Genomic DNA, 12048 nt, shown 5'->3' on the forward strand with positions numbered 1-12048 from the left:
ACAATTGAAATATCCCCCACTCCGGAAATCCCTTTTTCCTGCCCAATTCTTGAGGCAGGACTGGTCAGTGTTGGGGCCCGCAAAATGTGTGCGGGCAGTTTCATAGGGAGAGCCGGGCGAAGAAAACGCTGTACAGACTGCTGAGATAGCAGCCAAGAGATGCAGCGGGAAGTCCTGCCATGGGATTGCGACAGCGCCGGACTTCTTGCGAGCACCAGAGCCTCCTGGTTCTTTTGCACGCAACGTGTACTGCGGCCAAGCCCAACCGGGCCGCGCCGACTGGCCCCCTATGGATGAGGAAACTTTCCCCTATGCCCGAAAACCTGAACGACCCGTTCGTCGCCGAGTCTGCCGAAACAGCACAGACCGCCGTCGAGACCGTAGAAACCCCCGAAGCTACCGAAGCTCCTGCCGCTGAGTTCATCGAGGCCGCCGCGCCCGTTGAGGCTTCTGCACCCGCCGAGGCCGCCGCGCCCGCTGAAGCTTCAGCCCCGGAGGCTTCGGCCCCGGAGGCTTCGGCCCCGGCCGAATCCCCTGCTGAAGAAGAGGAGGAGGGCGTCCGCTTCGTCGACCTCGGAATCGACCCCCGCGTTCTGAAGGCCCTGCAGGACGTCGGCTACGAGAAGCCGTCTCCGATCCAGGCAGCAACCATCCCGCTGCTGCTCGAAGGCCGCGACGTCGTGGGCCTCGCCCAGACCGGTACCGGTAAGACTGCAGCATTCGCAGTACCGGCACTGTCCCGCCTGGCCGAACTCCACGACCTCAACGGCCCGTCCCGCAAGACCCAGGCCCTGGTTCTTGCTCCGACCCGCGAGCTTGCGCTCCAGGTTGCCGAGGCCTTCACCTCGTACGCTAAGCACATTGATGACTTCACGGTTCTCCCCGTCTACGGCGGCTCGGCCTATGGCCCCCAGCTTGCCGGCCTGCGCCGCGGTGCACAGGTTGTTGTCGGTACTCCCGGCCGTGTGATCGACCACATCTCGAAGGGTTCCCTGGACCTGTCCGAGCTGCAGTACCTGGTACTTGACGAAGCCGACGAGATGCTCCGCATGGGCTTCGCCGAGGACGTTGAGCAGATCTTCCAGCAGACTCCGGAAGACCGCCAGGTTGCGCTGTTCTCTGCCACCATGCCGAGCCAGATCCGCCGCATGTCCAAGCAGTACCTGAACAACCCGGCCGAGATCTCGGTCAAGTCCAAGACCACTACCGGCGCCAACACCCGCCAGCGGTACCTGCAGGTCATGGGACCGCACAAGCTCGATGCGCTGACCCGTATCCTTGAGGTTGAAGAGTTCGACGGCGTCATCGCTTTCGTGCGTACCAAGATGGCCACTGAGGACCTCGCCGACAAGCTGAAGTCCCGCGGCTTCCAGGCTGCCGCCATCAACGGCGACATCCCGCAGCAGCAGCGTGAGCGGACTGTCGACGCGCTGAAGGAAGGCCGCATTGACATCCTGGTTGCCACCGACGTCGCGGCCCGTGGCCTTGACGTTGAGCGCATCAGCCACGTGGTCAACTACGACATCCCGCACGACACCGAGTCCTACGTGCACCGCATTGGCCGTACCGGCCGTGCAGGCCGTAGCGGCGACGCCATCCTGTTCATGACGCCGCGGGAGAAGTACCTGCTGCGCTCGATCGAGAAGGCCACCCGCCAGCCGGTTGAGCAGATGCACCTGCCCACCGCCGAGACGGTCAACACGTTGCGCCTGGGCAAATTCGCAGACAAGATCACCGAGACCCTCGAATCCGAGGACGTTGCGGCGTTCCGTGACTTGATCTCCTCCTACGAGGAGGAGCACAACGTTCCGGCTTCGGAGATCGCCGCCGCTTTGGCCGTCATGGCGCAGGGCGGCCAGCCGCTCCTGGTCAAGGAACTGCCGGCTGCACCGGAATTCCAGAAGCGCGAGCGCTCCAAGGACGGGTTCGGTTCACGTGGCCCCACCCGCACCCTGACCGAGGGCAACGCCACCTACCGGATCGCCGTCGGACGCCGTCAGCGCGTCATGCCCGGTTCCATCGTTGGTGCCATTGCCAACGAAGGTGGTATCTCCTCGGCACAGATCGGCGGCATCGACATCCGCTCGGACCACTCCCTGGTGGAGCTTCCGGCTGACCTGAGCGCCGATCAATTGCGTGCCCTGTCCCGCACACGGATCGGCGGCGAGCTGATCCACCTCGAGCTGGACAACGGTCGCAAGCCGGCCTCTGACCGTGGCGGCGAGCGTGGCGGTTACTCCGGCGGCAGCCGCGGCGGCGACCGTGGTGGCTACTCCGGTGGAGACCGCGGCGGCAACTTCAAGGGCAACGGCGGCTTCAAAAAGGAGTTCCGCAAGACTGAAGGCGACCGTGCCGGCTACGCCGGTGGCGAGCGTTCCTCCGCTGACCGTGGCGGCCGTTCCTACAGCGAGCGCAGCAGCGCCGGTACCGGGACGGGCAGCTACGGCGACCGCGGGCAGAGCAGTGATTCCCGTTTCGGCGGCGGCAGCGGCGCCCGCAAGCCGCGCACTGGCGGCGACGCAGGCAACCGCGATTTCAACCGCAAGGGCAAGTGGTAAACAGGACTAGTTCCTGGATTTCGGTCAGAGGCCGGCTTTCGAGCCGGCCTCTGGCTGTTTAACCCAAACCCTTGGAACTGCCTGCCCCCGTCCGTAGGATCGGTTTTGTTGCGGAAGGGCGTAGTTGCGGCCCTTCCTGGGCTGTCTGCGCGCGTGGAAAGGTCCAAAATGGGATTCCTTGATGGGTTGAAGAAGAACCTCGGCTTCGACAAGGCAGTACCGAAGGCCGCCGAGCGGGCTCCGGGGGCCCCACAGGAGGCGGCCGAACCTTCAGCGGGGGAGACTGTCCAAAGTCCCGGCCCGGACGCCTCAGGCGACGCAGGAGCAGTTGCGGAGCCGGACGCCGTTGCCGCCGATGCCTTACCGGAAGGGGCCGCGCGCGCGAGTGCTGACGCAGCCAGCGCAGGGAGGGTGACCGAGGTGGTGGTGGAGACAGACGACACCCTTAGCGGCATCGCCATGCAGTTCGGCGTTGACTTGGATGCCCTGATCGCGGTGAACGCGGATACCGTGCCCAATCCGGACCACATCTACCCGGGCCAGGTGCTCCGCCTGCCCTAGGGGATCTGCTCTGGCCCCGTAGCGACCCTTCGCGGGACGATTGGCTTGCGCCGCTAGATGTTGTTTGTTACCTCGTAGTGCTTCACGGATTCGATTGTGGCCTTCGAAGGCTGTGTGGCGTCGGCGCGGAGCCGGTTGGCCGCCTCGACGCTGCTTTCCAGAGCTTCTTTGGTCTCCCAGAGCGTGATGCTGATGGCTGTCTTGGAATCCGCGTCCATCAAGAAATACGCGCCTGTGAGGCCCGCGAGTTGTTTGACGGGTTCGATGGCGTCATCGAACCCCTTGCGAAGCGCTTCTCCATCGCCGTCGAAGGCGTAGTTGCTAACCCTTGCGTACATGGTAGAACCTCCTTGAGGCCACCCCCGTTCCAATGTACGCGCGACCGTGTTGGCTGGGAAGAGCATCAGGAGAGGGCCTTTGCAAATTGTGTCGACGCCACTTTTCCCTGTCCTGCAGCCGATTTGTAGCCTGCGAAATCGTCCGGTAGAGTATTTACTCGTTGCCCCCCTAGCTCAGTGGTAGAGCGCGTTCTTGGTAAGAACGAGGTCACCGGATCGATTCCGGTGGGGGGCTCGGAATGAGGGCCTGTGTCAAGGCGGTTTTTGACCGGCTTGGCACAGGTTTTTCTCATTCATGGCGGTGTAGCTCAGTTGGTTAGAGCGCACGACTCATAATCGTGAGGTCGGGAGATCGAGCCTCCCCACCGCTACAGAAACAGCAGACCAGAAGCGTTCAGCTTCTGGTCTGCTTCTGTTTTAGGCCGTTGGAGTCCGAAGAAGCCTCCCGTCTTGACCTTCTTTGGAGTGCACTTTGGAGTGCACGTGGCCCAACACGCCGGCGACACGCCGCTCACCAGGCAGCTTCGGATTCAAAAGGGTCAGGATGGCCACGCTCACAGGCCCGTCCGGGGCCCGTCCCTAGTTGAGCGCGATCACCAGCATCTGGACGGTGCCCGGGATGCAGGTCTGCAGGATTGCCCGCGGGAAGCCGCCGAATACGGCGGCGACGTTGTTGGTTGTCCCGCCTTGGGGCACCTGGCCGCGCGCAGTCACCGTGTACGTGCCGTAACCGGGGATGCTCACTGTCTCGCCAACGCCGATGCCCGAGAAGCGTGCCCACCCTCCGCAGAAATCATGCTCGGTGATGAACAGCGAGTAAGCGTCCGTCGGGGTGAAGTGGATAGGGCCAATGCAGCTGTCCACGGCGGCCTGCCCGCCTGAACCTGCAACGTAGATGGTCCGCACCGCCGGTGCGGGCGCTGGAGCTGGCGCGGCTACAGGTGCGGGAGCAGGGGCGGCGGGAGCCGCGACTGGAACCGGCGGTCCTGTCAGCTTCAGTACCTCGCCCGGCACGATGATGGAATAGGCGCTGAGTCCGTTGGCTGCGAGCATCGCGTTGACGTCGACCCCGAACCTGGCGGCTATCGAGCCTACGGTGTCGCCGCCGGCGACCGCGTAGGTGTTCGTGTCAGGAGCAGGAGCAGGAGCAGGAGCAGGAGCAGGATTAGGAGCAGGAGCGGGAGCCGGGGCAGGCGCAGCAGCCGGGGCAGGCGGCCCTGCGACAGGAGCCGGCGCCTGTGACTGCACCGGAGCTGGCGTGGTGGCTGGAGTGGGGCTCGCTGTAGGCGTCGGATTGGCTGCGGCCGGTGAAGGGGCGGCAATCACGGCTCCCGAGCCGATGCTCGGGGCAACCGTGGCGCTTGTGCCTGCCGGTGCGAGTACCCGTGAGTAGCTTTGGGTCATGATGGCTGCCAGCACGACCGCCGCCACGATTGCCCAGGTGGCGATTGATGCCTTGTACCTGGTGATGGTTTTCACTCCGGCGGATATCAGGGCGAAGACGTTGCCTCCGCTGACCCCGCTGTGCCTGTACTCCTGTTGAAACATCTCAAATCCCCGTAATTTATCGTTTCTGGGCCGGCCGGTTGGTTGAACCGGGAAGTGATACGCAGGCGCAGGGGCGGCGCTTGTTGAGACCCTTTTGCTTAGATGCGCAGCACGGAGTGATCCCTCAATCCATCTGCTTGGATAAATCCATCAAGGGGATGTGTGAACCCTTTTTGATAAATCCATCAATAAGATTTATGAAAGAGAGATTTTCTTTTTCCTGCTGCAGGTAATTTGAGTGTAGAAATAGGGATTTCGCTTCACACGAGTGGGTGCCACTCGCTTTAATACCCCACTCCCCGCAGAACACTCGCAAACCTCCTTAGTTGGTTGGTTGTGGCCGCGTGCGGAGGCCGCATCCCTCTCGTTGAAGGGACGCGAGCTCGCCTCGAAACTAAGTTTGCTTAGCATTTAGTGGTCGTATTTATTCCTCGGGAATTGGTGGAGAAATTGCGTGCGGACGGCAAATTATGGCTCCCATAATCTTTCGCGGAGTTAGTCCGCCATCGCGTGAGCTTGACCGCTGCGACAGAATAGGACCATGAGTCGAATCGCAATTATTGGCGGCCATGGCAAGGTGGCCTTGCAACTGTCCCGCATCTTGAGCAACGAAGGTCATGCGGTCACATCGTTCATCCGCAACCCGGAACACGCGCCGGACGTCGCGGCGACCGGCGCTGCCTCGGTGATCCTCGACGTCGAACATTCGACGACGGCGGAGGTCGCCTCGGCGCTTGACGGCCACGACGCTGTGGTGTGGTCCGCCGGGGCGGGCGGAGGCAATCCGCAACGCACCTATGCCGTGGACAGGGATGCTGCCATCCGCTCGATGGATGCCGCCGCGCAGACTGGCGTGGCGCGGTATGTCATGGTGTCCTACTTCGGTGCCGGGCCCGGCCATGGCGTTCCCGAGGACAACAGCTTCTACGCCTACGCGGAAGCCAAGGCAGCAGCGGACGAATACCTGCGTGCGACCGATCTCGACTGGACGATTCTCGGCCCCGGAGGACTGACCAACAATCCAGGGTCGGCGCTCATTGAGGTGGATCCCGCGGACCCGGGTACCGGGACGGCGACCTCCCGGGCCAACGTTGCCTTGGTGGCTGCCGCGGTCCTGGAACTGCCCGAAACGGTTCGCCGCACTATTGAATTCAGGGATGGCTCCACTCCAGTGGTGGACGCCCTGACGGCGTCCTGACGGCATCCTGGCAGAGTCCTGCCGGGATATGTTGGTAGAGCCAGTCCGCCGCGTGCCGGGGACGCTGCCACTACTACGTTTGGGGAAACGGGAACATGGACCAGTTGGCTCTCATTGTCGGACTGCTGCTTGCAACGGTCTTGGCCGTGGGGTTGGGGGACCGCTTACGGCTGCCGTACCCCGTGCTGATGCTGCTGTTGGCGGCGGCGGTGGCCTTCATTCCGGGTTTCCCCGACTTTGAGCTTTCACCCGAATTGATCCTGCCGATTTTCCTTCCGCCATTGCTATTCGCGACCGCCCAGAAGAGCTCCTGGGCCGTATTCCGGGTCCGCTGGCGGACGCTGCTGCTCATGGCCGTCGCGCTGGTGGTGGTGTCGACGGCGGTGGTTGCCGGAGCCGCGTGGCTCATGATTCCAGGTATCGGCATTCCCGCGGCGATCGCACTGGGTGCCATGGTGGCTCCTCCGGACCCGGTGGCCGTTGAATCCGTGGCCGGCCGCGTCCACATGCCGCGCCGGCTCATTACCGTGCTGCAGAGTGAGGGCTTGTTCAACGACGCCGCCGCTATCGTGATCTTCCAGGCCGCAGTGGCGGCGGCCGTTTCCGGCACAAAGATGGGGGCCGGCGTCGTTCTCCAATTCATCATCGGAGCCGCGCTGGCCGTCATCGTCGGCATCGCCATGGGCTGGTTGACGAGGCTGATCACCAAGCTCGTCACCTCGATGGTGGCGCGCAGCGCAGTCACACTGGTGATTCCCTTTGCCGCCTACATCCTGGCTGAAGAGCTGCACGCCTCGGGTGTGATCGCCGTCGTCGTCACCGCGCTCGAGACACAGCGGCACGCCCGGTCCCAGGACGCCGCGGAACGCGTCACGGGCACTGCCTTCTGGGATGTGGTGGAACTCCTGGCCACGGGCCTGGCGTTCGGGCTGGTGGGGCTGGAGATCCGGCATGTGATCCGGGACGAAGGCGTGGCCATTTTCGGCATGATCGGCACGGCGGTGGTGGTGTGCGTGCTGGTATTTGTCGTCCGCTTCGCTTGGCTGGGGCTTTTGGCGATCTCGGCCCGCAAACGGAAGAACCTGCTGCAGCCGACGTCACCCAAGGAAGTTTTGATCCTCACCTGGTGCGGCATGCGCGGCCTCGCCACCCTCGCCCTCGCGCTGGCGCTGCCGCTCACTATTGCCGACGGCAGTGACTTCCCTGCCCGGCACGAGATCCTGGTTATCGCGTGCGCGGTGCTCCTGGCCACTTTGGTCCTGCCTGGACTCACGCTTCCGTGGCTCATGCGCGTGCTCAAGGCTTCCGAGGACGGTTCGTACGAAAAGGATGCAGCGCGCCTCTTGGCCAAGCGGGCCCAGACTGCGGCCATCTCTGCGCTCAAGGAGCACGATCTGATGAAGGAGCTGCCTGCGGACAAGGTGGCCCTCGTCAAGGAAAAGATGACCCGCCTGCACGCCGAGCTCCTGGACGGGACACTGAAGAATGAGTCCGACGCCGAAAAGCGCCAACGCGGCAGGGAACTGGCCATAGCGGTTCAGACCATCGCCCTGGATGCCGCACGCCAGGAAGTGGTCGCCGCGCGGAGCGAGCCTGGCATGGATCCCGAGGTGGCGGACCGAGTGCTGCGCCAGCTGGACCTCCGCACCATGGCGATGCCGGACTGACGGCTGCAAAAGGGGCGGAGCAACTGTCCCAAGCGGCTACACGCGCCGCAAAGCAAGGTCCAAGGAGTTCTTTTCCACGTGGTCCAAGGCGTGGCGCACCGCGCCGATTCCCACAATCGCGTCGCCCAATGGAGAAGCAGCGAGCCGCGGGGGAGTGGCCGTGTACGTGGCCAGCTTCCGGGCGGTCGGCTCAAGAAGGACCGACGCCGAATCTGCCACGGCGCCGCCGATCACCACGAGTTCGGGGTTGAGCATGATGGCCATCGTGGAGACCACCCTGGCCAGCCGGTCCGAGAGCCGGTCCAGGATGCCCAGCGCCACTTTGTCGCCCTGGGCGGCGGCAGCGAAGACGTGTTGGGCGGTGACCTCACGGGTACCCGCCGTCCGCAGCGTGGTTTTCGATTTTCCAGCCAAGGCTTCCGCTGCCCACAATCTGGCCAGCGCGGCGAGGCCCTCGGCGGAGCCCACTCCCTCCACCATGTCCAAGTAGGCCATTTCGCCTGCTCCTCCGCGGCTGCCATGGAGGAGCTTGCCCGATTCGACCAGGCCTGCACCAAAACGCTCGCCGGCCAGGAGTACGGCGAGGTCTTGGACGCCGCTTCCGGCTCCCCGCCAACATTCGCCCAGTGCCGCAAGGTTGGCGTCGTTCTCCAGCAGTACCGCCCAACCGTGCAGATCGTGCAGCGCTTTCTTCAGTCCGACGTCGAACAGGCTCCAGAATGGCTGGCTGACGAGGATATTTCCGTCCCGGTCCACTGGGGCGGCAAGCCCGACTGTCACTGCGAGGACTTTTTCCGGCGCCGCGCCGGCAGCCTCGAGGGCCAGCAGTGCCGTCTCGCTGATGACGCTGATCCGTTCCTGCGCCTCGATCTCTTGGGCCCGGAATGGCTTGCTGGCCCGTCCCGTGGTGTTTCCGCGCAGATCGGCCACCACCACTGTGGTCTTGAGGACGCCGACGTCGATCCCCAGGACGCAGCCGGCGCTTTCGTCGAGTTCGAAGCGACGTGCCGGGCGGCCCTTTTGGTAGGTGCCGAAGTCACGCTGGTTTTCCAGTTCCCGGATCCACCCCCGGGCCATGAGGTCTTCGCACACGGAAATGGTGGTGGCACGGGTCAGCCCTGTGGCTTCCATCAGCTCCGAGACGGTCACCGCGTTGGAGGAACGGATGACTGCGAGCACGCTGGCCGCATTGACCCGGCGCAGCATCTGCGGAGTGGCGGTCGCGATTTCGGGCATCCCTGTTGACCTCCTGTAGGTATGCGTCACATAATACTTGAAGCACTAAATTTAGATTCTAAATAAACGCCCATCAATAGTCGCGTCGACACAGAACAGGAATCCTTTTGTCCTCCACCGCCACCTTGGCAACTCTCACCGAATCCGAGCGCATGGCCGATCCCAACTGGTGGCGCCAAGCGGCTGTGTACCAGATCTACCCTCGCAGTTTTTCGGATGCGAACGGCGACGGCCTGGGTGACATCAAGGGCATTACCGCCAAGGTTCCGTACCTCAAGTCGCTGGGGATCGACGCCGTCTGGTTGAGCCCGTTCTACCCCTCGGCCCTGGCTGACGGCGGTTACGACGTCGATGACTACCGCAACGTTGACCCGAAGCTGGGCACGCTGGCCGATTTCGATGAAATGGCAGCGGCCCTGCACGCTGCGGGCATCAAATTGATCGCGGACATCGTTCCGAACCACTCCTCGGACCGGCACGAATGGTTCAAGGAGGCGCTGGTCTCCCCCAAGGGCTCGGCTGCCCGTGAACGCTACATCTTCCGCGACGGCCTCGGCGAGAACGGCGAACTGCCCCCGGCGGACTGGGACTCGATCTTCGGTGGCCCTGCCTGGGAGCGCATCACGGAGCCAGACGGTACTCCCGGACAGTGGTACATGCACATCTTCACCAAGGAGCAGCCGGACTTCAACTGGGACAACCCCGAGGTCCGCGAGGACTTCCTGAAGACCCTGCGCTTCTGGTCCGACCGTGGCGTGGACGGCTTCCGCATCGACGTCGCGCATGCCCTCACGAAGGACCTGCCGGAGGTGCTGCCCTCGAAGACCGAGCTGCCCAAGGAAGGCGACAACGCCTTGGGCGCCCACCCCTTCTGGGACCGCGATGAGGTACACGAGATCTACGCCGAGTGGCGCAAGCTCTTCAATGAGTACAACCCGCCGCGCACCGCCGTGGCCGAAGCCTGGGTTCACGCGGACCGACGCGCCCGCTACGCCAGCCCCGAAGGACTCGGTCAGGCCTTCAACTTCGACCTTCTCCAGGCCGATTTCGACGCCGAGCAATTCCGCACGATCATCACCAAGAACCTCGCCGAGGCCGCAGCATCCGGCGCCTCCTCCACGTGGGTCTTCTCCAACCACGACGTCGTTCGTCACGCCACCCGCTACGGCCTGCCCCAGGGCGGTGGCCGCGACGGAAACGGCCAGGACGGCAAGGCATGGCTGCTCGACGGCGGTCTCGCCTCCGACGTCGACGCCGAGCTCGGCTTGCGGCGTGCCCGCGCAGCGTCGCTGCTGATGTTCGCCCTGCCGGGCTCCGCGTACTTGTACCAGGGCGAAGAACTCGGCCTGCAGGAAGTCGGCGACATCGTTGACGGCGAGCGCCAGGACCCGGCATTTTTCCGCAACCCGGGCGTGGACGTTGGCCGTGATGGCTGCCGTGTGCCGCTGCCGTGGACCATTGAAGGTTCTTCCTTCGGCTTCGGCGACGGACATGCCCACTTGCCGCAGCCTGAATGGTTCGCCGGTTACGCCGTGGAGGAGCAGGACAACGTTCCAGGCTCCACGCTGGAGCTGTACCGCAAGGCCTTGGAGCTGCGGTCGGAACTGCGGGCGGCCGAGGACCTTGAATGGATTCCTTCCAGCAACGAGTCGGTGCTGCACTTCGTGCGGCCCAATGGCTGGCAATCGGTGACGAACTTCGGCACGGAGCCCGTGGCACTTCCGGAGGGTACCGTCGTCGTGAGCAGCGCACCGCTCGACGGCGGCAAGCTCCCGGCAAACACGACCGCCTGGCTCGTCTGACCGCTACCTCCTGACCCCTGACCGCTGACCCAACTAGCTCGCAGTTGTTGTCGTTTTGAGCGCTGCAAACGACAACAACTGCGGGGGCCCACGCCGCCAGGGTTCCCTGGCCGAGCCTGCGAGGCGAGGGCGGCGGTGGGGACTAGTTGCATGTGAAAGAGTTGGAAAATGACTGCAACGACTGAAACTGCAAACAGCCGCCTCATCTATGGCTGCATGGGCCTCGGCGGGCCCTGGGAAGGCAACGAGTACGGTAGCGCCTACGTTGATCAGGCCGCGGAAGCGATCGACGCAGCCATGGGCATCGGCATCACGCTGTTCGACCACGCCGATATCTACCGCAGCGGCAAGTCCGAGGCCGTGTTTGGCGACGTGCTGGCCCGGACCCGGGGGCTGCGTGAAAAGATACAGCTACAGACCAAGTGCGGAATCCGGCTCAGCCAGCCAGGAGTCCCAGGACAATACGATCTGAGCAAGGGCGCCATCCTGGAACGGGTCAACGGAAGCCTTCAGCGGCTGAGGACCGATTACGTCGACGTACTCCTCCTTCACCGCCCCGACCCTCTCCTGGACCCTGCCGAGGTGGCATCCGCCGTCGGGCAGCTCATGGCGGAAGGCAAGGTCCGGCAGCTTGGGGTGTCCAACATGTCCGGAGCGCAGATCGCCTTCCTCCAGGACAAGCTGGAGACCCCCATCATCGCCAACCAGTTGGAGATGAGCCTTCACCGGCGCGCCTGGCTCGAGAGCACTGTCCTGGTCAACTATGACGACGCCCTTGGCTACAGTTTCCCGCATGGCGCCTTGGAGCACTGTGTCAGCCACGGGATTGAGCTGCAGGCCTACGGCTCCCTCGCGCAGGGCCGGTACACGGGTTCGACGCCGGATGCCCCGACTGCCGCCGACACCGCGACTGCCGCGTTGCTCGCCGAGCTCGCGGAGGAGAAGGGCGTTACCCCTGAGGCCGTGCTGCTGGGCTGGCTCATGAAGCACCCTGCCCGCATTTCCCCGGTGTTGGGTAGTTCCAACCCGACGCGGATTGCAGCCTGCGCAGACGCCGTCGCCGTGGCTGCGGCGATGACTCGGACCGAGTGGTATCAGCTGTGGGTGGCTGCGCGGGGGAGCAAGCTTCCCTAGTAGTGG

General features: G+C 64.1%; 9 protein-coding genes and 2 tRNA genes. 8 read left to right on the plus strand and 3 right to left on the minus strand.

All coding sequences use genetic code 11. The features are described 5' to 3' along the window. The first annotated feature begins 311 nt into the window (after window positions 1-311). On the plus strand, window positions 312-2558 hold the full coding sequence (locus OW521_RS16495; RefSeq protein ID WP_268020688.1) for a DEAD/DEAH box helicase: 2247 nt from the start codon (window positions 312-314) through the stop codon (window positions 2556-2558). A 168-nt stretch (window positions 2559-2726) separates the two neighbouring features. Beyond that, the gene (locus tag OW521_RS16500) at window positions 2727-3119 is read left to right on the plus strand and encodes a LysM peptidoglycan-binding domain-containing protein (RefSeq protein ID WP_268020689.1); all 393 of its coding nucleotides are present in this window, start codon (window positions 2727-2729) and stop codon (window positions 3117-3119) included. A gap of 53 nt (window positions 3120-3172) precedes the next feature. Here the strand turns inward: OW521_RS16500 and OW521_RS16505 are convergent, their stop codons facing one another. Next, a complete protein-coding gene (locus tag OW521_RS16505; RefSeq protein ID WP_268020690.1) occupies window positions 3173-3457 on the minus strand; it encodes a hypothetical protein in 285 nt (94 codons plus the stop codon). A 163-nt stretch (window positions 3458-3620) separates the two neighbouring features. Between OW521_RS16505 and OW521_RS16510 the strand changes: the two genes are divergently transcribed. Both OW521_RS16510 and OW521_RS16515 read left to right on the plus strand, forming a co-directional pair. Continuing rightward, window positions 3621-3692 (plus strand) — tRNA-Thr (locus OW521_RS16510). A gap of 62 nt (window positions 3693-3754) precedes the next feature. Beyond that, window positions 3755-3828 (plus strand) — tRNA-Met (locus OW521_RS16515). 208 nt (window positions 3829-4036) lie between these two features. On the opposite strand, the gene OW521_RS16520 is transcribed toward OW521_RS16515, so the two are convergent. Next, window positions 4037-5005 carry a LysM peptidoglycan-binding domain-containing protein gene (locus OW521_RS16520; RefSeq protein WP_268020691.1) on the minus strand — a complete coding sequence of 323 codons (969 nt, stop codon included), beginning with the start codon at window positions 5003-5005 and terminating at the stop codon, window positions 4037-4039. Between the two features lie 541 nt (window positions 5006-5546). Here OW521_RS16520 and OW521_RS16525 point away from each other — a divergent pair. Together OW521_RS16525 and OW521_RS16530 are read left to right on the plus strand one after the other, a co-directional pair. Beyond that, complete coding sequence (locus OW521_RS16525; protein WP_268020692.1) at window positions 5547-6203, plus strand: NAD(P)-binding oxidoreductase; 657 nt, start codon at window positions 5547-5549, stop codon at window positions 6201-6203. A 95-nt stretch (window positions 6204-6298) separates the two neighbouring features. Then, entirely contained in the window at window positions 6299-7870 is a 1572-nt protein-coding gene (locus OW521_RS16530) for a Na+/H+ antiporter (RefSeq protein ID WP_268020693.1), read from the plus strand. A gap of 36 nt (window positions 7871-7906) precedes the next feature. Here OW521_RS16530 and OW521_RS16535 read toward each other — a convergent pair whose 3' ends face one another. After that, window positions 7907-9106: an ROK family transcriptional regulator gene (locus OW521_RS16535; protein ID WP_268020694.1), complete on the minus strand. Its 1200-nt coding sequence runs from the start codon at window positions 9104-9106 to the stop codon at window positions 7907-7909. Between the two features lie 107 nt (window positions 9107-9213). On the opposite strand from OW521_RS16535, the gene OW521_RS16540 reads away from it, so the two are divergent. Then, the gene (locus OW521_RS16540) at window positions 9214-10908 is read left to right on the plus strand and encodes a glycoside hydrolase family 13 protein (protein ID WP_268020695.1); all 1695 of its coding nucleotides are present in this window, start codon (window positions 9214-9216) and stop codon (window positions 10906-10908) included. A 168-nt stretch (window positions 10909-11076) separates the two neighbouring features. Beyond that, complete coding sequence (locus tag OW521_RS16545; protein WP_268020696.1) at window positions 11077-12042, plus strand: aldo/keto reductase; 966 nt, start codon at window positions 11077-11079, stop codon at window positions 12040-12042. The last annotated feature ends 6 nt before the right edge of the window (window positions 12043-12048 follow it).

Origin of the sequence: Arthrobacter sp. MMS18-M83 (assembly GCF_026683955.1) — a bacterium.
Taxonomy (GTDB): domain Bacteria; phylum Actinomycetota; class Actinomycetes; order Actinomycetales; family Micrococcaceae; genus Arthrobacter.